Here is a 20,056-nt window from a genome sequence, read left to right on the forward strand (position 1 = left end):
AATGTCGAGAGCAGTGACTGGGGCGAGTGATAGGGCAGGGGCGTTCTGGGCTCTGCTCGATCCCCGGCCTTCTCACGCGGTGCCATCGATTTCCACTGCGTTGGGGGAGGGGGCCTGAAGGCCTCGCTGCTCCCTGGGATAAGATGCGCGAGGCGTCGCCAACTGCCGGAGCAGAGCTCGCTCACGGCACCGCTAGATCTGAGCCTGAGGGTCCGTCGACCCACCGTGGCGGGCGGTTACTCAGTAAGCCGAGACCTTGTGCCGGTGCCGGTCGAAAACCTCCCAGGGAGAGCGGCCTGAACCATCAGCCCGAAGGAGCAAAACGGGAGTAAGAAAGAGAGGGCACGTCATGCACACCTGCGGTTCTTGTAGCGCCTTGTAATCTAACAACATAATTTTGCACCCCCTACCACGCGAAACCAAGTAAGAAACTGCAAATCACGGGGTTTTCATAGTCCTCTCAATGGTTTAGGGTTGCTTGGTTCTCCAAGTGGAAGGGATAAAACGTTGGCATACGAAGTCGATGACAGCCCGAAGATGCAGTTCAATCTTCGGATCAGCGAGAACGCAAATACGCGCCTCCGGGCCGATGCGAGCCGCCTCGACATGGGGCTCGGCCAGTACCTTGAAATGCTGATTTTCGAGCGTGGGATTAGCCACACGGACTACTTCGCGCAGCAGGCCGCGATCCAATCCTTCGTCGCAGCAGGGCTGCTTGTTGGCGTCGTGTCTCAACAGGTTGGCGCCGAGCGGGCGCGGGAAATCCAGAAACAAGCCATCCAAGCGGCCGACGGACTGTTCGGACAAACACGCAAACGACCGCCTACAATTGGAGAAGAAGCGCCTGTCGAAGATCCCCGAATAGCGGCCCTTTTCGCGGCCTTCGGAGCAGGGTAAAACAGACGCGCTGACACCTCCCCGCCGACCTTGCACACCTCACTTGAGTTGGAAGGTCGCTAATCATGAGCCGAGTTCATCGGGGCCAAGGCGAAGCCTGGCTTCGCGGCGGACAGACTGTAAGCCACACCTGGGACATGGTCCTGGAGGTGATTGGCCGAATGGCAATCGTCGCCATCATCTGGGCCGCAATCTGCGTCTGGATGGGCAATTCCAAGTCGACAGAGCTAGAGCAAACCTACGGAATCCAGGCCTTCCAAGCGGCGACATTCCACAAGTTCGGCTACCCGTTTCCTCAAGAAATCTCGATCAAAACCCCAGGCGGAACCGACCGCACATATACCAACGATCAGGTCGCAAAACTGGCGTGGATCCAGCCCTACGCCCAAGCCTATTTCCACAACCAACGCGTGGCTGCGCTGATCTGGCTTTTCGGCACTGTCGGTATCATTGGTCTCGCTACGGTCTGGTTCATCCATTCAGGCGAAGAGAAGCTCAAGGCCCGCCAGATACGCGGCCAAACTGTCGTCGGGGTCCGCGAACTTCTAATCGCCATTCACGCCTTCAACCGTACCATGGCGCTGGAGCGCAACACGCCCAAACACGTCCCAGCCAAGCTCGTCGGCGTGCCGTATCCCTACGAGACTGAGCAGGAGCACACCTTCTTTGTTGGCTCTCCCGGCTCGGGCAAAAGCCAAGCCATTCACCAGCTGATCGAGTCCATCCGAAGCCGAGGCGATCGTGCGATCATTTACGACCCGGAGCTGGACTACATCCGGGCTCACTACAACCCAGACACCGACCTAATCCTCAACCCCTATGACGGTCGCTCGGTAGGCTGGAACCCCTACAACGATGCCGTTGAACAGCATGAGATTGAGCGTCTGGCCGTCTGCCTCTTCAAGGAACCGAAGGGCGGTGATCCCTACTGGACCAACTCCACTCGGCAGGTGTTTGTCTGGGCCACCTTCCGCTTCAAGGTCCTCTATCCCGACGCGACGCTTGAGGATCTCCTGAAGGTTTTCTTCGGGCCGATCGAGCTGCTCATCTACCTCCTGAGAGGGACGCCAGCCGCGTCCCACCTTGAAGGCGGGTCCAATCCACGAAGCGATTCCATCAAGTCGGTCTTGTCCCAGGGTGCCGGCAGCCTTGTCCATCTGGTGGGCCAACAAGGCGACTTCTCCATCCGCAAGTGGGTCAACAATCCCGAGAAGACCGGCGGCTTCCTCTTCTTGTCGGCACCCGAAACCCACATTGAAAGCCTGCGTCCGCTCTTAGGCTTTTGGTCGGAGCTTGTGGTCAGTTCGCTGCTCGGCAGAGACCCGACCGTCCGACATGTTACCTGGATCATCCTCGACGAGTTTCCCAGCCTTGGAAAGGTCGCCAGCCTGGCGGTTGGGCCAGAGCGCCTGCGCAAGTACGGCGGCGCCATTGTGCTGGGTATGCAACAAATCTCGCAGATCCAGGAGATCTATGGCCACGAGGTCGCCCAGACCATCATCGGCCAATGCGCCACCAAACTGATCCTCCGCTGCCAGGATCCAGAGACGGCGAAGTGGATGTCCGAGCAGATCGGCCGGGCCCAGGTTCGCAGGGTCGATGAGACGGTTTCCTACGGTGCAAACTCACAGCGCGACGGCGTCGGGATGACGCCTCGCGAAGAGCTTGAGCCCATAGCTCTTCCCGAAGATGTCATGAACCAGCCCAAGCTGCAGGGCTTCATCAAGGTCAGCAATGCCCGCGACGGAACGGCCTTTCCGATTGCGACGATCCGCTTCAACTACAAGGCCCGACCTGAGATCGCCAAGGGCATCCAGCCCCTCGAAGGCAAGGGTCCAGTCGCAGAATTCTTCGACCGGGTAGAGGCGGCGAACGCCCGCCTTGCCGCGGAGGCGGCCCAGCCAGCGCCGACGCCGTCACCGGCTGCCGACCCGGCCGGTCTTGAACCTGACCACGATCCAATCACCGGTGAAGTTCCAGACGATGCTGGGCCAAAGCCGGCCGGCGGCAATGTTCTGAAGGACACGTCACACATCCCAGACAGGACCACATCGGAAGGCGATCCGTCGGGGACGTGGAACTCATCAGACGCGAATCTCATCGGCCAAGGCCCGCGAAGCTTTGCGAACGATGCTTACGGCCGCTTGACGCACGACTCCCTCAAGGCACGTCTCGGTGCGGAAAAAACCGCGTCGGCATATGAGCGGCTTTTCGCGCAGGTTCGGCGCGATATCGAGGACGGCATCCCCCTCAACGGACTGGCTGTCTGGAAGGCAAAACCCGGCGAGCAGCGGCAGCATCCAAAGCGCAACGACCGTCCCGCCCAAGACCGGGGCCGAGGGGATGACGACGGCGACTCTGGTGGACCGGACTTCGGCTTCCGACCCCAGACATAGCCCGTATCCTGTAAGGGAGAATGCGAAATGATGACGCCATCACGTATCCGCTCATCTGGCGGGGCGGCCGACTACTACAGCGCCGATGACTATTATCTGCACGGTGAGGCCGATGCTCCGGGCATGGCTTGGGGCGGCAAGGGAGCGGAGGACCTTGGCCTTTCGGGCACCGCTACGAAGGACGAACTGCAGGCCGTCCTAGAGGGTCGCAACCCCGATCCTGAGGGGCCCGCCCTCGTCGCTAGTGCTACGAAGGCGAAGCATCACCCCGGATGGGACTTCACCTTTGCTGTCCCAAAGTCGGTGACCCTGGCAATCGTCGCGGCCGACCGATTTGACCCAGAACTAGCCGACCGCCTGCGTGGACACGTCATGGCGGCCAACGCCGAAATGATGGGTTATCTGGAAGAAAACCACTCGATCACCCGGGTCCGTGAGGCGGGTGGAAAGGTTCGGGAGGTGCTGACTGGAAACCTCGTCTACGGCTCGGTGATGCACATTACGACCCGTGGCGGTGACCCACACATTCATGTCCATAACGCCATCGCAAACACGACCAAGAACCCCGAGACGGGTGAATATGGCGCGATCGGCGAGCGACAAATGTTCAAGTGGCAGAAGAACACATCGCTGATCGGCGCCCGGTCTTTGCAGGCGGCCATAATGCAAGAGGGCTTCGATGTCCGCAGCACCGGAGACCTTGCCTGGGAAATTGTCGGCGTCGATCCCAAGCTGACGAAGGAGTTCAGCACCAGGTCCGAGGAGATCAATGCGAAAGCCAAGGCGCTGGCTGAAGAGCGCGGAATTGACCAGGTCTCCGACGCCCAGCGCACGATGATCCAGAAGCAAACTCGCAAGGCCAAGGAGCATGTCGATCGGCAGGCCATCGCTGACGAGTGGTACGGGCGCGCTGAATCTGTCGCGCCAGGCGCCCTAGAGGCGACCCTCGCCGGCCAGCTGAAGAGGCTCGGGCGTGACATCAGCAGCCAGGTCGAAGGCGCAATGTCACGGACGGAATCTACGATCAGGCTCGCAGTGCGCACGGTGACCGGGGCGAACAAGATCACGCACCACTTCGGCCTGTCGGACAAAGGCGATCCCGACCGCCAAGCCCAGGATCTGGTGGCCTACGGTGTGCGGATCGTGGACTCCCAGGAGGCCGTCAACAGCAAGCACCTCATGATGCAGCACGCCTTGCTGAAGTCGCCCCTAGGGGTCACCTATGGGCGCCTGGAGGCTTCATTCAATCGCATGGTCGAGAAGGGCCTCGTGCTCCATGCCGACGCCCGGATGATCGGCGGCGTGACGACTTCAGTCTCTGTCGAGCGCGAGCAGTTCATCCTGGCAGCGATCGAAAACGGTCGCGGCAAAGGTGAAAGGTTTATCCCTGGACCTGAGCTGCAGGAGAAGTTCACACCTACAGTTCTCGCCCAAATCATGGGCCGTCCGGATTTCCGGTTGGGCGATGAGCAGCACGCCGGTGCTATGAGATTTTTCGGGACTGCGGATCGCTACTCGGCGATCCAGGGGTTCGCCGGCGTCGGCAAATCCACCCTCTTCGGCGCCGTGAAGGCCGTCGCAGACGCGGAGGGTATTCGACTGCAAGGGATCTCGACGCAGCACAGCTTCGTGCGCGAACTGAAGAGCGTCGGTCTCAGGGCTCAAACCATCGAGTCCTTTCTGCGCGACAAAGAATACGCGATCGAGACGGGCGGGGCTGTCGCAGCCAAAGAGCGCGCCGCCTGGAGCAAGGCCTATCTGGTCATCGATGAAGCCTCGACGATCAGCAACGCTACGGCCGTCAGGATCGCCAGGGTGGTCGATGAACTGAAGATCCCCGGCGTCCGAATTGCCGGCGACCAAAATCAGCTCGGAGGCATGGGGTCAGGAAACCCATTCAAGCTGATGCTCGATCGCAAAGTCGATCAGACAGAAATCAAAACGATCGTGCGACAGCGCAATGCAGCGCCCCACTTCCAGGCTGCGGCAAAGAACTTCGCCGAAGGCAAGATCCGCGAGGGGCTGACCGCGATGGTGCCAAACATCCATGAGCTTGGAAAGTCGGCCACCGACATTGAGATCGCCAACAAGGTTGTCGAGCTCTGGAAGGGAGCGACCGGACCCGGAACGACCGGGATCGTGGTGGCCACCAACAAGATGCGCGACCTGGTCGCCCTCGGTGTGCGCCAGGAACTGAAGAGCGCCGGCGTCCTGAAGGGGCCCGATATGGACGTAACTCGCTACTACCAAAAGCGCCTGCCGTCGGCGGCACAATTCAACAGCAAGTCCTACGGGATGGACGATGTCATTGTGCCGACCTCCGCCTTCTCGGGCCGAGAGACGCCCAGAGCCCCACCTGAAAGAGTTGTTGGCCTGGACCACGCCAACAATCTCCTGAAGGTCCAAAACCACCTTGGTAAGACCCGGCTCATCGACTTGAACGCTGAGCATGAACGCCGCACCGCGACCTTCAGCGCATTCACTGAGAGATCAATGCCCGTGGCAGAGGGGGAGCGGCTCGTCTGGGAAGCCCGGTTCAAGGACCGTGGCTACGAGCTCGGTGGCGGGTTCACGGTCAAGAGAGTGACCAAGACAGGCTGGACTATCGTTCACGATCAGGGGGAGGGGAAAAACAGCGGCAAGGAGGAGATCCTGAGCATCAAGGACCCTGCCCTGAACTACGCCGGCTACGCTTACGCCCAGACTGCGAACCGCGCCCAGGGGCAGACAATCGGCAAGGTGATCTACGAGCTGACGACGAAAGCAGGCGAGGCCGCCAACGAGGCGCGCAACTACGTCATGAACTCTCGGATGTCCCATTCCGCGCAAATGGTCACTGACGACCTGGCCAAACTCGCAACCATGCTCATGAGCAACGATGGTCAAAAGCCCGTTGCCCTGGATCACCTACGCGGCGTGCTCGATAGGATAAAGGCCGAGAAAGAGGCTGAAAAGGCAAAGCCCCCGCCCACGCCGGAGAAGGAAAAAATCAAAACGATGGAGATGGGCGGCCCGGGTGCCGCCCACGAGAAGACCAAAACGCGCACGAAGACGATCGACCAAATCGGGCCGATCGGAATGGGGGGGATTTAGGGGTGCGCAGTCTGACGGACGAGAATTACATATATCCATAAGAAATGGGCTATAATCACGGATATGCGTAATAACAGTGACTTGTAGGGCTCGATCATTTACGTATATACGTAATCTTGGACCTCAAGGTACGGATAGTCTTATGCGTGATCCCTTGTTGCCGCGTCTTGGAGCGGCTTTGCGTCAAGCGCGTCTGAGCCGGGGTTTGACCCAGGCCCAGGTTGCCCACCGGGTAGGCCGAGCCATGCCGCGCATCTCCGAGCTGGAATCGGATCTTTTGCACAATAGGCCAGGCCGCGATCGACTTGCGCTGCTGGCCGACGTTTGCGACGCCCTGGGTCTGGCTCTGGTGGCTGTGCCGCGCGAGCGCCTGGAGCGGGTCGAGGTCCTGCTCGATGTGGCCGCAACGTCCCGACAGGTCCCGGAGCGGCCATCAGTGTTTGATGAGCTGTTTATTGATCTCTCCGAGGGGGAAGCCGAGCAGGGTGGGGGCCCTGCTAAGGCGAGGCCTGATCGGGAGCCGCGCTAATGGCTCGGGCGGGGATCCTCGGGGTCCATCTCTTCGATGCGTCGGGCGGGGTGCTCCGGGTCGGGACACTCTCGCGCGATCAGACTGGCGGGACGGCTTTTACGCCGGACGAGACCTATCTCCGCGACGATGACCGGCCGATCCTGAGTTTGAGTTGGGCCACGCCAGGAGACGTTGCGGAGACGCGCGGTCGTTTGGCCGCGCGGTCCGATAAGATCGCTCTCTATGGCGGTCTGCCGCCGTGGTTTGCTGGCCTGTTGCCGGAAGGCGCTTTGCGCGACCTTGTCGCCTCAGAGATGGGCCCTGGTGACCACGGTCCGTTTGACCTCATCGCCCGTCTGGGCGGGGATCTGGCGGGGGCTGTTCTTGTCGTGCCGGAGAATGAAGAGGCCTTTGCGGCGGCCGGGCCCCTTGATCTAGGCCAGGTCGCAGGCTTTCGGGCGCCGGTGCCCAAGGGGTTCGTCAAGTTCTCTCTGGCCGGGGTCCAGCTGAAGTTCACGTCCAGTCTGCGTACGGACAAGTTTGCCGCGCCTGCTCGCGCCGGTGAGGGGCGCTACATCCTCAAGCTCGATAGCGAAAAGTACTCAGGTCTGCCCGAGGCTGAATTTACCGGCATGACCTTGGCGCGTCTGGCCGGCGTCGATACCGCGCCGGTTCAGCTGATCGCCAAGCTGGCCATCGCCGACATTCCGCCTGAGTTGCTGCATGGCGAGCACGCCTTGGCGGTCGAGCGTTTTGATCGCACGGCTGATGGCCGGCGAGTCCACATCGAGGACATGGCGCAGATCCTCGGCGCCGTCGGCGATCAGAAGTACTTCAAGGGCAACAGTGAAACCATCCTGCGGATGATCCAGCGCTTTAGCACCGACTGGCGCGGTGACGTCCTCGAGGCCGTTCGCAGGCTGGTGGTCGATGTCTTGTTGGGCAATGGCGACAATCACCTGAAGAACTGGTCGTTTGTCTTTCCCGCTCCCGGCGAGATCCGGCTGTCTCCCGCCTACGACATCGTCCCGACGGTACTTTGGGGCGACGACACCTTGGGTTTGAGGTTCGCAGGGGTTCAGCGTTTTGCCAGTATCTCACTGCACCAGTTTGAGCGGGCGGCCGCGTTTTTGAAGCTGGACCCTGCGCTTGTGCGCAGGGAGGTCATCACTACCGTGGAGCGGGTCCAAGACACTTGGCCGGCGGCTTTGAGCGATCTGCCGCTCACGCCAGGGGCCTGCAGTTTGCTACTGGATCGCTGGCCGGGATTGACCTTGGTTTCGGAGGTTCGCGGCCGATAGGGCTGGGTGACATAAGGGCCGACAGCGCTTTGGCAGTGCCGATTGCCCTAACGCTTCGGTCCTGTGAACGGGGACACCTGGCGCATCTATATCAGCCGCGTTCCTGCTCAGATTTCTTCGCCTTCAACCTCGACAGCGACCGATGCCGCGCCACCCAGCGCCTCATAGCGCCGCGCCGATAGCCATTGCAGGCGCTTGGCCTGGGTGAGCAGCACCCGCCGCAGACCGCCTTGCACCTTGCGTTCGGAAATCACCTGCGCCAGCCGCGAAAGGATCAACGATCGGCGCGCGATCCTAAAATCAGGATGCGATCGTAGTTCATGCACCCGCTCAGAGACGATGCGGCCGCGCTGCGATGGCGGGGCCTCGACGCTCAAAGTCCCCGGCGGCGGATCCTTCTCGTTGAGGATGGCCTTAAACTGCGATCCGGCCACTGCGCGCTCGGTAATCAGCCGCTCCAGCGCATCCAGATGTTGCCGGGCCGCCAGGTCGGCTCGGCTCGACGCCTCGAACTGGGGAAGGGGCCAGACCTCGATCTCGAAGACCTCGAAAGGATCCAAGACCGACATGGCCACCGCGTCCGTGCGCTGGTTTGTCAGGTGGCGGCGAATGCGGGTGCGCAGCCGCTCATTGGTCTGGCCGACATAGATCGGCTCGCCGTCATAGTCGAAGAAGGCGTAGACGCCCCAGCGGTAGTTGCCGACAAAGGACCGCGCGCCGCATGGATCGTCGAACGGGCTGTCCAGAAAGGTTGCCAGGTTGCGGCGCAGGTCCTCGGTCTCGAAGGGCGGGACATTGACCGCGTCGGGATCGCGCCGGACGGGCTCGGTCACGCAACCTCTCGAGCTTCAAGCGCCTCGGCGAGCAGCGGTTCGAAGATGTGCTGGCCCAGATGACGCACGACGTCCACCACCACACCGTCGCCGGTCAGGTGATAGGCCTCGTTGTAGTTCTTTGGCAGCTTGTAGTCGTCGGGCAAACCCATCAGCCGGGCGGTCTCGCGCGCCGAGATCAGCCGAGAGCGGATCTTCTGTCCATCGACCACCAGGATGACCTGGCGGCTAGAGCCGCCGGCCGGCGTCCGTAGGCAGCCTGCGACATCGTCGAACCGGACCTCGGCGCGCTGCACTTTGACGCCTTTTTCATTAAGCCGCGTCCGCTTGTAGACGCCGCCGACCATGCGGCGGCCGGCACGCATGGCGGCGGTGACCTTGGCCTTGTTGAGCGGCGACATCTTGGCAAGCAGTTGTTCGGTTTCGGCCGGGGTGTGCCAGGTGACGCTGGTTGGGTGCTCTTCGATCTCGTCGGCGAAGGTGCTGACCCGGTGGCCGGGTGTGGGAACGTTCCACCACAGCATCTGCGCCCGCAGGGCCTTGGGTAGGGCCTCGACGGCTCGACAGATGCCTCGGGTGTGGAAGGGCGCTAGGGGCTCAGGCGACAGCAGCGTCGGGTCGATCGCCACGTCGGCCCGCACGCCGATCACGAATAGGCGTGGCCGCGACTGGGGAACGAACAGGTCGGCGTTGATTACAAGAGCCCCGCAACGGTAGCCGACCTCGACGAAGGTTCGGCATATCGCTTCGAAATCCTGGCCACGGTGCGATGTCAGCGTGCCGCAGACATTCTCCACGGCGATAAGCCTAGGGGCGCGGCCATCCGCCTTAAGCGCCCGGACAACGTCCCAGAATGGATAGAAGGTGCCCGAGCGTTCGCCTCGCAGGCCGGCACCGACGCCGGCCAAGGAGAGATCTTGGCAGGGGAAGGAGCCCCACATCAGGTCGGCGAGCCCCGGAAGATCCGCCGGAGTGATCGCGCGGATGTCGGCGACCTTCAGCGCGTCGGAGCCAAAGTTGGCTTGGTAGGTGAGACCCTTTTTGAAGTCGAAGTCGTTGGCGAACAGGCAGGTCCAGTTAGGACCTAGGCCCTTGCGGGCCATGCCACCACCGGCGAAGAATTCGTAGAACTTAGGCACAGGCGTTGCGCGCCGTGTCGATTATCGAGTCGAGTTTCATGAGGCTAAGGTGGCGCCGGTTTGGCGCCACGTCGAGCGACGTTTCGTCTTTGTTCGCGTAGTTTGTCCCGCCTAAACGCCCAGAGTGCGGTAAGGACACCGAGCCCGCTCCTGGCGCAGAGCCGCCCACAGTAGGTTTGGTTTATAATGTCCGTCGTGGTGCGCTATTTCAATAGCATCGATTTTGCTCCCAATGTTACTATAGGAAGACTGTCTACCGATGCGATAGCTGCTGGAGACGAAAGCCTTAGAGCTACAGTCGATAAGCAGGTATTCTAGCGCGCTCGATCCTGCTTTGGGCAGGGGACGGGATTGCGAGGAAACGCTAGATGGTCGATAAGAACGAAGCGATAGAGTTGACGGCCAGCATCGTCAGCGCTTTCGTCGGCAACGACGCCAACCGCGTCGCACAATCGGAACTGCCAGGTCTGATCAAGGCGACGTTCGCCGCGCTCACCGGCATTGGCGAACCCGAAGCCGTTGCTGTCGAGAGTGTGACCAAGCCAACAGCCGGTCAAATCCGTAAATCGATCACGCCGGATGCTCTGATCAGCTTCGAAGATGGCAAGCCGTACAAGACCCTCAAGCGACACCTCACGACGCACGGCATGACGGTTGCTGAATACAAAACCAAGTGGGGCCTGCCGAGCGACTACCCGACCACGGCGCCCTCCTATAGCGAAGCCCGTTCTGCCATGGCGAAGGCTCTGGGTCTGGGGCAGGGTGGTCGCAAGGCTAAAGTCGCTGCACCGGCTGCTAAGGCGACCAGGGGCAAAGCGAAGGCTTAAGCCGGCCTTCGCTACAGACTACGAGAAGCCCGCCCTCAACTGGCGGGCTTTTTCATGGAATTGCGGTTGCCTGGGATAAGGGCGAGAGCTGGAATGTTGGCGACAAGACGGTGTTCGTCGTCTGTGCTGAACGTAGTGTTTCTGGACCGGTGCTCGAGTCCGCTGCTGGCGCATCGCTTTCGTACTACTGTTCCTGCTCATCTACATTCTAGTAGACGATACAACTGAAGTTAGAATCGCGACTATTTGAATCTTTAATGGCCATTCGCTTAGTCCGCAGACTGAAGCTCTAAAATCTTTCGTGCGAAAACACGGGCCTCAACTGGCACATCGATCCCGGCTACTCGGTCTTGGTGCAAGATCTGGCGCGCCAATGCGACCAGCGCCTCGTCGATGATTACCGATCTGTCGACTTCGCCATTGGCCAGCATCCGAATGAAAACTAGTTGGTAGCCGGGCATGAAGAGCTGCACTGGATACAGATTGCCCTTACCCGGAACGCGGCGAATTGGGTTTTTGTTTTCGTAGCGGTGCCTCTGTCGGTCCTCTGCCGCCAGGACGTCAGTCGGCTTGCAGATTTCATTGGAAAGAACCGTCGCGACCAAAACGTCGCGCCCAAACCCCAGATCATTTGCGGTTGATTCAAGCTGAAGCGCTGCGGCGATCGGAAGCTCCACCGTCAGAGTCATCGCGTCACGATGAATTGGCCGCCACTTTAGCTCTTTCGGCTCCAGAATGATCGCGAACAGAAGGCCCATAGTGAGCCGTCGCCGGATGGTGTCTTCGACTTCTGGGTCTTTCATGATGGCGCGTTCCCGCAGCATTGCGGTCATCGTCTCTTCGTCAATTCGGATTTCGATAGTCACTTTTTCCTGGGCCCGGACCTCATCGGCGGAGCGTGGGCCATCGGTGCCCTGCAGATCGGTTTCCATGAAGTACTCCTTGTCCGTGCGTCGCCCAGGCATGGCGGGCGCCCATCGCTGATCCTATTATGGGTTCAAACTCGGACTTGGCTAGCCCTTGCCTTCCAGAAAGGCAGGTGGTCGGTTGGCCGGACGAAAGACAGAACCGTTCAAGGCTGTTGGTGAGCGCCTAGCCGCGCTCCGGGTTGCTCGCGGTTGGACCCAGCGTCACCTCGCGAGCCTGCTCCAGCAACAGCAGTCTTATTTAGCCAAGCTAGAGCTTGCGGAGCGGCGACTGGACATACTGGATATTGCAGCTCTGGCCGATGCTTTCGGGATTAGTCCTGCTGAACTGACGACCTATCTATTGGATGCAACGGTCGCGAGTGCCGGTCAGTCAGTTAGCTGACCTTTGGCGAGAATTTGAAGCGGGGAGGGGGCGACCGCATTTGAGGCGTTCCTTATTGGCCCTGGCGAGCTGTACCAGCGAACGCGTGTCGGCATGGCTCGGCTTCTAGGCCATACTTCTGATAGCCGCGGCGCGCTTTTAGGGTGGCAATGCGCTTGAGTTCGTTGGCTGCTTCTTCCGGCCCGTCGAACCAGTCGAGCCGCACTCGACCATGAGTGCCAATGCGCCCCCATCGGCGGACGAGTAGAATGTCGCCAAATAGGGAGTTCTCGAGCGAAAGAGCATAGAACCTTGCCATGTTCACGGTCGGATCGAGACGATGCAGGACGAGCATGGCTATCCCCAAATAGGTCAGGCTATCGATAGCTTCGGCATGCGTCAAAATCGGTCGTATTGGTTCTTTGCGTCACTTAGAAATGCCGCCCCGCGCCTTGCTGCGGGTCGGGCGTCTAGTGAGCGGGGAGGAACGTTCCTCAGCCCTGGGCGCACCATGCGCGAATCGCACGCTGGACCCCTGAAGGGCTACCGTAGCTCGTGGTCAAAGATCGGCATCAGGATCGGCAGTATCACCGGCAACTTCTGCGAAGTTTGCACGAATTATATAGCTATTGTATATGCATAGGTGGCAGAAATCGCCTGCAAAAGATCGGCAAAATGACGAACGCTATCGAGACTCCGGGGCGACTTGAGCCCATGCGCCTGGAGGATAGCTCCACGGCTGAGATCTCTGAGGTCCTGGCCGAGCTGGCCTTCAAGGTCGGACGCCTGGACAATGCCCTGAGGCCGCGTTTGCAAGCCGAGGCCGCTAGCCTCGTGCGCATAATGAACTGCTACTACTCCAACCTCATCGAGGGCCATACGACGCGGCCCCGTGATATCGCCGCCGCCGTCGATGGTGCGTTGTCTGATGACCCGGCAAAACGCGACCTGCAGTTAGAGGCGCGCGCGCACGTGATTGTGCAGGGTGAAATCGATCGGCGCTTCCACGATGGCGTGCTCGAGGATCCAACAAGCCCCGAATTCATCAGTTGGCTTCACCGCGACTTCTACGCTGCGGTTCCCGAGGTCTTTCGTGAGATCAAGGGGCAGACTTTCAGCTTCATGATGGAGCCGGGCGTCTTTCGTCATGATCCCGGACATGACGTTGAGGTCGGTAGGCACGTGCCGCCTGCGAGCGCGCGGGTCGACGCCTTTATGGCGCGGTTCCACGAGGTTTATGGGGAGCGCCCTGGGCGGGTGCGCGCCCATTTGATTGACATACCTGCAGCGCATCATCGGTTCGCCTACATTCACCCCTTTCCCGACGGCAATGGGCGTGTTGGCCGGCTCATGACCCATGCCATGTTCCTGAAGGCGGGCATGGGCGCAGGTGGTCTTTGGTCGATCTCGCGGGGTCTGGCGCGCGGTCTTGTGGATAGGGGCGAGTACAAGGCCATGCTGGCCATGGCGGATCAGCCGCGGCAGGGCGCTTTGGATGGGCGAGGGAATCTCTCTCTGAGAGCCCTACAGTCTTTCACCCTGTGGTTCCTGCAAGTGGCGCTCGACCAGGTCGAGTTCATGACCAGCCTGTTTGATCTCGACAACCTGTCGATCCGCCTGAAGCGTTTGGTCGAAACCGATCCTCAGCTTGATCCCCGCGGTGCAGCGCTCCTGCAGGCGGCTTTGATGCGCGACGAGATCCCGCGTGGTGAAGCTTCGGCCATAACCGGCCTTGCCGATCGAACCGCTCGGAACATTCTTTCGGAACTCACCAAGCGCGGCCTTTTGGTCAGCGACTCGCCAAAGACGCCAGTTCGGCTAGCCTTTGCTGCGGACTACATCGATCAACTCTTCCCGAAGCTGTTTTATGAGATCTGACGACAGGCACACAATTTCCGCCTGAAAACTCGTCGAGACCAGGCCGCCGCCAGAGCTCCCGTTTTCAGTCGCGCACTGGCGGCCGTGGTCCCTAAAATCTGTCTCGATTTTTCTCAGCCCGACGGCTCGATGATCGATTTTCTCCGCTGGGGAGACTATAAGCGAACAATGCAAGAACACCTTGATCTCACCGGCGCTTCCGGCGCGGCCTATCGCTTTCGACTGGTCGAAGATCCGGCTCAGCTACCGGCGACGCCGGGAAACTTCGTCTATGTCCGCTGGCGCGGCTCGGCGGCTCAGGTGATGTGCTGCGCAGCGGCCGATAGCCTGATCGAGGCCAGCAATCGGTGGGACCTCGCTGTCAGAGCCCACGGCGTGCAAGGCCTCTATATCCGGCTAAACGTCGCTCGAGCCAAACGGGTTGAAGAGTATCACGACCTGAACCTGCGTTTACGTCCGCCGCTCGCCTGGCTCAGTGAATAGACTGTATGGAATGCCTAGTCGTGGAGGGGCAGGGCGCGTTGGCGCGTCGCTGCTTCCACTTTACTGGCCGCGGTGAGCGGCTGAGCTAAAGCTTCGGCGCCCACTTAGCGATTTCCGCTAGGATTCCGTCGAAGGCCGGCTGGCCGCGGAAATAGAGGGCGCTCGAGGCGGCGTAGGCCTTCTGCAGCGTAGCCCGGGTCTCGGGGTCGCTGAGCACGAAGGCTTCGTTCTCAGCGATGACCGCTTTGTCGGCCTTCGGGAACCGCTTGGCCTTGTGGTCGAGATACCCCTGCGCGCCCACAAACGCCTGCACGGCCGGATCCTGGAGCAGCGAATAGATGTCGTAGTAGTGGCGCATGAAGTTGGGCGGGAACGCGCCGGTGTTCTGTTGCTGGCGGAACTTGGTGGAGATCGCCTGCAGCTTTTTGACCAGCGTATGGCCCGGATGGTAGCAGGCGACGGCCAGGGCACGATTGTCGACGACATCGACCCCCGGCTAGCGGCGAAATCATAAGCCCACGAGGAGATGTCGCGGGGTTGGTTGGGCGCGACGTCGTCGAAGCCCAGTTCCGGCAGGACGCCGTCCTTCAACCCGGCGACTGAGCCATTGATGCTGGCATAGGTCAGGCGAATGCCCCCGCTGCGATACTGGCGAGGGTCGTCAAACGCTGTGTCGCGCTCGACGGAAGTGATGCCGTCGATGACGATGGTCTGCGCCAGCCGATCTTAGAAATCCTTGCGGCTTTGGACATGGGCCGACTTGTCGTGGTTGCGACCAGTCATCACAGGCGGATCGGCCGGCGGTTCGATGCGGATGTGTAAAAGTAGGCGGCAAGCGCCGTGTCACCTCGCAGCGACCGGTTTTTCACCGCCTCTTCCCGAACCGGACTTGCGAATTTCGTTCCGCATCCGGCTCTCCAGAAGACATGGCGAAGTCAGGTTTTCCCATCCAGGCAGGGCGGTATCGGCGGCTTGGGGTCATTGCGAGCAGAAACTGCTCGGTCGCCCCATCCTGCCGGACCGTGCGTGTGCGCCTGAGATGGCTGGGCCGACGCGAGGCCGCGACGGGGCGTCAGAACATCCTGATCGTCGGCGGCACCGGCTCGGGCAAGACAACGCTCGCCAACGCCATTCTGGCGGAGCCGGCCTTTGCCCAGGACCGCGTAGTGTTGATCGAGGACACCGCTGAGCTCCAGTGCTCGGCGCAGGACAAGATCCAGATGCTGACCAAGCGGACGGACCCGCCGGTGACCATGACCGACCTAGTGCGCGACACCCTGCGCCGGCGGCCTGACCGCATCATCATCGGGGAGGTGAGGGACGGGTCGGCGCTGGATCTCCTTAAGGCGTGGAATACCGGCCACCCGGGCGGCCTGGCGACGGTCCACGCCAACAGCGCCCTGGAGGGGCTGACGCGCCTGGAGGACCTAATCGGGGAAGTGACCCAGCGAATTCCGTATCGGGCGATCACCCAGGCGATCAACGTCATCATCTACATCGAGCGGACGGCGACGGGACGGCGGGTCAGGGAGGTGTGTCGCGTTACGGGGCGCGAGGGGGACGGCTATGTCCTGGAAGCCGGCGTCGAGCCCTAACCCCACAGGCTGGACAATGGCGCGGCGGCCAGGCGCTCGCCGAACGGCACGACCTGCTCATGGTCGTACAGTACCGCCCCGAACGCGAAGCGATCACCCACGGCCTGCGCCAGTTTGCGCAGGCCCGCGAAATCCTCGCTGCGCACCGTCGCTGATCCCTTGACCTCCAAGCCGACGATCTTGCCCTGTCGATCTTCCAGGACGATATCGACCTCGTCCTGCTCCTTGTCTCTAAAATGACCGAGCGAGAAGCGCTCGTCGCTCCACCCGGTCAGTTTGAGCACTTCGGCGAAGACGAAGGTCTCGAGCACCGCACCGAAATTTGATCGGTCCGCGGCCATGCGTTCGGGGGTGAGGCCCCTCAGCGCCGCGAGCAAGCCTGAGTCGAGGAAGTGCAGTTTAGGCTTCTTGGTCAGCCGTTTGAGGGCGTTGTTGTGCCAAGGCGGCAGGGTGCGCACGAGGAACAGCTGCTCAAAGACGCCGGTGTATTTTTGCGTCGTCACATGGTTGAGATCGAGACTGGCCCCGACGCCGGCGTGATTGATCAGTTGTCCCGAGTGCTCGGCCAGGGCGCGTAGCAGGCGCGGCATACGGTCAAGCTGGTCGATATTGGCGATGTCGCGCACGTCGCGCCCGACCACGGCCTCGATATAATTGGCGTACCAGTCCTGTCGGCGAGCCCAGGTCTTGCGCGCCAGGGCCTCGGGATAGCCGCCCGCCAGGACCAGGTCGACCAGGTCCGAGCCTAGCCGAGGCGGGCCTGACGGCGGCACCTGGCCCGCGAACAGGGATGCGAGAAACCGTGACGTCGGCTGTCCCAGGATCTCCGACTGCGCCAGAGGCATCAGGCGGATGGTTTCCATGCGGCCTGCCAGGGAGTCGGCCACGCGCGGCAGGGTCATTAGATTGGCTGAGCCGGTCAGGAGGAAGCGACCCGGACGGGTGTCCCGATCAACGCTGTCCTTGATCGCTAGAAGCAGATCGGGTGCCCGCTGCACTTCATCGATGACAGCTTTGTCTAGGCCGCGCACCAGGCCGGCGGGGTCGGCCTTGGCAGCCGAGAGAGTGGTCGCGTCGTCCAGGGTCAGATAGGTGCGGCCGGCTTCGGCGAGCGAGCGGGCCAAGGTCGTCTTTCCCGCTTGGCGAGGCCCCGCCAGCAGCACCACCCGGGTGTCGCTCAGGGCTTCGCGGATCCGGTCGATGGCATGGCGAGGATACATGAACACTGAAGTCCAAGTGGCGTCTAATTGAAACTGAAGATCCGTCTATCTGAAATTCAAAAGCCGTCCAACTGAAATCAGTACGCCATGACGTGCGCCGTTTTCCAAGTTGCCTGGAAAGGCTGGACCATAGCGTCCGCTACTGCTCGAGCGATTTCACTTGGGCCAGGTTGTCGATATCCTCCGAGAACCGGTCGATGAGGCCGTAACCTTTGGAGAGGGAGGTGCCGCCCTTCAGCTCGAAGGCGAGGCCCAGCTGCTGCAGGCCGTAGAGGCTCTGCATGATCCAGTAGTCCTTCGCGACCAGGGCCGGCTCGATCTTCTCGTTCGCGCCGACGATGCGGATCAGGTCGCCGAACTGGCAATGGTTGTGCAGGAAATCAGGCGGCATGCTGGACTCCGACCTCGGCGAGGGCGCGAGCGAAGAACTTCTTGGCCCGTTCGGAGCCATAGGTCTGGGCGGCCTTCTTCAGGCGTGCCGTGTCGCTCAAGGACAGGCGATCCTTGACCCGCTCCAGGACTTCCCGGGGGTCTTCGCCGAGCCGGTCGAGATTGTTGACCAGATCGACCAACAGGAACTCAAGGCTGAGCTTCTTGGGGAAGGTGGGTTTCATGCGGAAATCATAGGTGCGGCCACCCAGGGCGAACTTGCCGTGGCGCTTGTGGTTATAGACCACGGTCTTGTTGTGCAGCTGTGTCGTGCCGACGCCCAGCGCGTTATAGGCGTTGGGCGAGGCCAGCAGGAACGGGCCGCCTTTCAGGAAGGTGGCGACGAGGGTGTCATCCTGCGGCGGCGCCTGGCCGAAGGCGGTCTCTTTGGGTGCGTAATAGAGCCCGCCGGCCAGCTTGGTCAGCGCGCCGGCTTGCAGGGCCTCCTTGAGGTGGCGATCGACAGCGGTCGACCACGCGGCCAAGTCGGCTCGGCGGTAGGTCTGGCCGGGTCGCAGCTTTGCCTTGAACTGGTCGAACTTGCTCACGGCTCCAATCTAGGCCTCCGCAGCCCGTTTGCAAGGAATGTCATTAAGAATCCATGCAAACTACTCTCGGGCGACGACTTGATCTGTTGGCCGTAGCAGGGCCGTTGAGTCGGGCTCCTGCCGCTGGCCTAAGCCCGTGGGCCGAAAGGGTTGGCGGAAGTGGAGGACGCCGCAGCGCCGGGGTCAGGCTGGTCGGAACGGGAAAATCTGACTCTTCTCTGACCTTGGGAAGGTCCGCTCGCCGGAAGGCCGACGAGGGGCGCGGAATTAGCACCAGGTTTGGGACGGCGCACCCGTGCAACGTCAACGCTCTCCGCTTCAGATCGCTTTTCGCAGCCGCAATAGTGAAGCTTGGCGAAAATCCTTGATCGGCGGGGGAAGCAATAGCCTAGGTTGGAGAGCTGAAGGCGCGATGTTGTTCGAGCGCCCGCGAGCAATGGAGGCGCACTCATGAACATCTATTTTCGTGACATGGGAAACGACGCGCCCCAGATCTGGCATGTCGACGACAAGCAAGCCGTTCTCCTCGGCGTCACCGATCCCGAGCGGGGGGTAGGCTGCTACTACGCAGCGACCGCCGACCAAGATGTCTGGTCAGTGATGGCCGCGCAAACCCCATGGTTCGAGCACGGCTCGCCGTTCAAGGCGCTGACCTTGGGTATGGGGCGCCACCACCCTCGGATCGCCCGACCACTGACCCTGCGCGACGACACCCGCCTGTGGTCTCCCATGGCCGACACCAGCCTAGTGGCCTCATCGCGCGGTCAAGTCGAGGTGCTGACCGCCCAACTTGCGCAGATCTGCCGGACCATCCATCCCTGCTCAGAGACCTTTGCGACCTTCGGGCATGACATCCGCAACCTGCTGATCTTGGCGGCGACCGAAGCGGAAATGCACTGGCGCGGTGTTCTGGCCGCCAATGGCTCGACTCGGCTTCGCCCCAAGACCGACGCCTATGTAGTGGTCTGTGACGTGCTTCGCCTGCGCGACTATCTGGTCAGCTTCCCGGCCTATCCGTGGATCCAACCGTTGAGGCCCTTCGCCGGCTGGAACGCTGCAGACCCTACCGAGAGTCTATCGTGGTACGCCGCCTACAACGGCGCCAAACATAACCGCGAAGGTGAATTTCACAGGGCAAACTTGCGACACACCTTCGAGGCGGTTAGCGCCTGCGCGATCTTGCTGGCGGCGCAGTTTGGCCACGCCGCTGGCCTAGGGGAGACTTTGCCCAACTTTTTCCGACTCATCGAGGAACCGACGTGGCCGGTCGAAGACCTCTATTGCCACAACATCGGCGGGGCAGCCGGCTGGTCCGCGTCAGATCACCCGGCCTTGGCGGCGATCACGCAGCCCACGCGGCGCAGATCGTAGAAATCTATCTTGAACGGCGGCGTGTCGTGCCTTGGTCCCGTCACCGGAGGCACCGGGGAGGCGCGAGGTGATCGGCACCTCTGCCTTCCTTGGCGTTTTCTTCCCAGTGACCAGGGTCGAACCGCAAGGCCGGGCATGGCGTGTCGCACCTATTTGGGCTTAACGACGGGGGCCTTGCGGCCAGCTAGCGTGAGCTGGCGTACGATGGCCCGCTTTTGCTGCTTGCTTTTTACGCCAGGCGCGCG

At 61.4% G+C, this 20,056-nt stretch carries 19 protein-coding genes; 11 read left to right on the plus strand and 8 right to left on the minus strand.

Annotation, left to right across the window (positions count from 1 at the left end):
• Positions 1–507: 507 nt before the first annotated feature.
• The 5 genes from ACW17Z_RS19595 (at position 508) to ACW17Z_RS19615 (ending at position 8,198) form a co-directional block, all read left to right on the plus strand.
• Positions 508–897 (plus strand): hypothetical protein, encoded by a 390-nt coding sequence (locus ACW17Z_RS19595; RefSeq protein ID WP_492058638.1) that lies wholly within the window; start codon positions 508–510, stop codon positions 895–897.
• 161 nt (positions 898–1,058) lie between these two features.
• Positions 1,059–3,293, plus strand: a complete 2,235-nt coding sequence (locus tag ACW17Z_RS19600; RefSeq protein ID WP_492058640.1) for a type IV secretion system DNA-binding domain-containing protein — start codon at positions 1,059–1,061, stop codon at positions 3,291–3,293.
• Between the two features lie 27 nt (positions 3,294–3,320).
• Complete coding sequence (gene mobF, locus ACW17Z_RS19605) at positions 3,321–6,386, plus strand: MobF family relaxase (protein ID WP_492058641.1); 3,066 nt, start codon at positions 3,321–3,323, stop codon at positions 6,384–6,386.
• Positions 6,387–6,564: 178 nt separating this feature from the next.
• Entirely contained in the window at positions 6,565–6,915 is a 351-nt protein-coding gene (locus ACW17Z_RS19610) for a helix-turn-helix domain-containing protein (RefSeq protein WP_492058643.1), read from the plus strand.
• Positions 6,915–8,198 carry a type II toxin-antitoxin system HipA family toxin gene (locus ACW17Z_RS19615; RefSeq protein WP_492058644.1) on the plus strand — a complete coding sequence of 428 codons (1,284 nt, stop codon included), beginning with the start codon at positions 6,915–6,917 and terminating at the stop codon, positions 8,196–8,198. Before ACW17Z_RS19610 ends, ACW17Z_RS19615 begins: the two co-directional genes overlap by 1 nt.
• A gap of 107 nt (positions 8,199–8,305) precedes the next feature.
• Here the strand turns inward: ACW17Z_RS19615 and ACW17Z_RS19620 are convergent, their stop codons facing one another.
• Together ACW17Z_RS19620 and ACW17Z_RS19625 are read right to left on the minus strand one after the other, a co-directional pair.
• Positions 8,306–9,031, minus strand: coding sequence for a GIY-YIG nuclease family protein (locus tag ACW17Z_RS19620; protein WP_492058645.1), 726 nt, complete (start codon positions 9,029–9,031; stop codon positions 8,306–8,308).
• Positions 9,028–10,170: a DNA cytosine methyltransferase gene (locus ACW17Z_RS19625; protein WP_492058646.1), complete on the minus strand. Its 1,143-nt coding sequence runs from the start codon at positions 10,168–10,170 to the stop codon at positions 9,028–9,030. Before ACW17Z_RS19625 ends, ACW17Z_RS19620 begins: the two co-directional genes overlap by 4 nt.
• Before the next feature lie 368 nt (positions 10,171–10,538).
• On the opposite strand from ACW17Z_RS19625, the gene ACW17Z_RS19630 reads away from it, so the two are divergent.
• The gene (locus ACW17Z_RS19630) at positions 10,539–10,997 is read left to right on the plus strand and encodes a Ros/MucR family transcriptional regulator (protein WP_492058648.1); all 459 of its coding nucleotides are present in this window, start codon (positions 10,539–10,541) and stop codon (positions 10,995–10,997) included.
• Between the two features lie 269 nt (positions 10,998–11,266).
• Here the strand turns inward: ACW17Z_RS19630 and ACW17Z_RS19635 are convergent, their stop codons facing one another.
• On the minus strand, positions 11,267–11,929 hold the full coding sequence (locus tag ACW17Z_RS19635) for a hypothetical protein (RefSeq protein ID WP_492058650.1): 663 nt from the start codon (positions 11,927–11,929) through the stop codon (positions 11,267–11,269).
• A gap of 115 nt (positions 11,930–12,044) precedes the next feature.
• Between ACW17Z_RS19635 and ACW17Z_RS19640 the strand changes: the two genes are divergently transcribed.
• Positions 12,045–12,308 carry a helix-turn-helix domain-containing protein gene (locus tag ACW17Z_RS19640; RefSeq protein ID WP_492058651.1) on the plus strand — a complete coding sequence of 88 codons (264 nt, stop codon included), beginning with the start codon at positions 12,045–12,047 and terminating at the stop codon, positions 12,306–12,308.
• Positions 12,309–12,360: 52 nt separating this feature from the next.
• Here the strand turns inward: ACW17Z_RS19640 and ACW17Z_RS19645 are convergent, their stop codons facing one another.
• Positions 12,361–12,642 (minus strand): WGR domain-containing protein, encoded by a 282-nt coding sequence (locus ACW17Z_RS19645; protein WP_492058653.1) that lies wholly within the window; start codon positions 12,640–12,642, stop codon positions 12,361–12,363.
• A 320-nt stretch (positions 12,643–12,962) separates the two neighbouring features.
• On the opposite strand from ACW17Z_RS19645, the gene ACW17Z_RS19650 reads away from it, so the two are divergent.
• Together ACW17Z_RS19650 and ACW17Z_RS19655 are read left to right on the plus strand one after the other, a co-directional pair.
• Positions 12,963–14,165: a Fic family protein gene (locus ACW17Z_RS19650; RefSeq protein ID WP_492058654.1), complete on the plus strand. Its 1,203-nt coding sequence runs from the start codon at positions 12,963–12,965 to the stop codon at positions 14,163–14,165.
• A gap of 129 nt (positions 14,166–14,294) precedes the next feature.
• Entirely contained in the window at positions 14,295–14,648 is a 354-nt protein-coding gene (locus ACW17Z_RS19655; RefSeq protein WP_492058656.1) for a hypothetical protein, read from the plus strand.
• Between the two features lie 85 nt (positions 14,649–14,733).
• On the opposite strand, the gene ACW17Z_RS19660 is transcribed toward ACW17Z_RS19655, so the two are convergent.
• Positions 14,734–15,114 (minus strand): nucleotidyl transferase AbiEii/AbiGii toxin family protein, encoded by a 381-nt coding sequence (locus ACW17Z_RS19660; RefSeq protein ID WP_492058843.1) that lies wholly within the window; start codon positions 15,112–15,114, stop codon positions 14,734–14,736.
• 562 nt (positions 15,115–15,676) lie between these two features.
• On the opposite strand from ACW17Z_RS19660, the gene ACW17Z_RS19665 reads away from it, so the two are divergent.
• Positions 15,677–16,243 (plus strand): ATPase, T2SS/T4P/T4SS family, encoded by a 567-nt coding sequence (locus ACW17Z_RS19665; protein WP_492058657.1) that lies wholly within the window; start codon positions 15,677–15,679, stop codon positions 16,241–16,243.
• Here ACW17Z_RS19665 and ACW17Z_RS19670 read toward each other — a convergent pair.
• From ACW17Z_RS19670 to ACW17Z_RS19680, 3 genes are all read right to left on the minus strand, one after another.
• A complete protein-coding gene (locus tag ACW17Z_RS19670) occupies positions 16,240–17,463 on the minus strand; it encodes an ATP-binding protein (RefSeq protein ID WP_492058659.1) in 1,224 nt (407 codons plus the stop codon). The genes ACW17Z_RS19665 and ACW17Z_RS19670 overlap by 4 nt on opposite strands.
• A gap of 139 nt (positions 17,464–17,602) precedes the next feature.
• Positions 17,603–17,854: a nucleotidyl transferase AbiEii/AbiGii toxin family protein gene (locus ACW17Z_RS19675; RefSeq protein WP_492058661.1), complete on the minus strand. Its 252-nt coding sequence runs from the start codon at positions 17,852–17,854 to the stop codon at positions 17,603–17,605.
• The gene (locus ACW17Z_RS19680; protein WP_492058663.1) at positions 17,844–18,440 is read right to left on the minus strand and encodes a hypothetical protein; all 597 of its coding nucleotides are present in this window, start codon (positions 18,438–18,440) and stop codon (positions 17,844–17,846) included. Before ACW17Z_RS19680 ends, ACW17Z_RS19675 begins: the two co-directional genes overlap by 11 nt.
• A gap of 450 nt (positions 18,441–18,890) precedes the next feature.
• On the opposite strand from ACW17Z_RS19680, the gene ACW17Z_RS19685 reads away from it, so the two are divergent.
• Entirely contained in the window at positions 18,891–19,811 is a 921-nt protein-coding gene (locus tag ACW17Z_RS19685) for a hypothetical protein (protein WP_492058664.1), read from the plus strand.
• The last annotated feature ends 245 nt before the right edge of the window (positions 19,812–20,056 follow it).

Source organism: Caulobacter sp. GSs2, assembly GCF_058680895.1.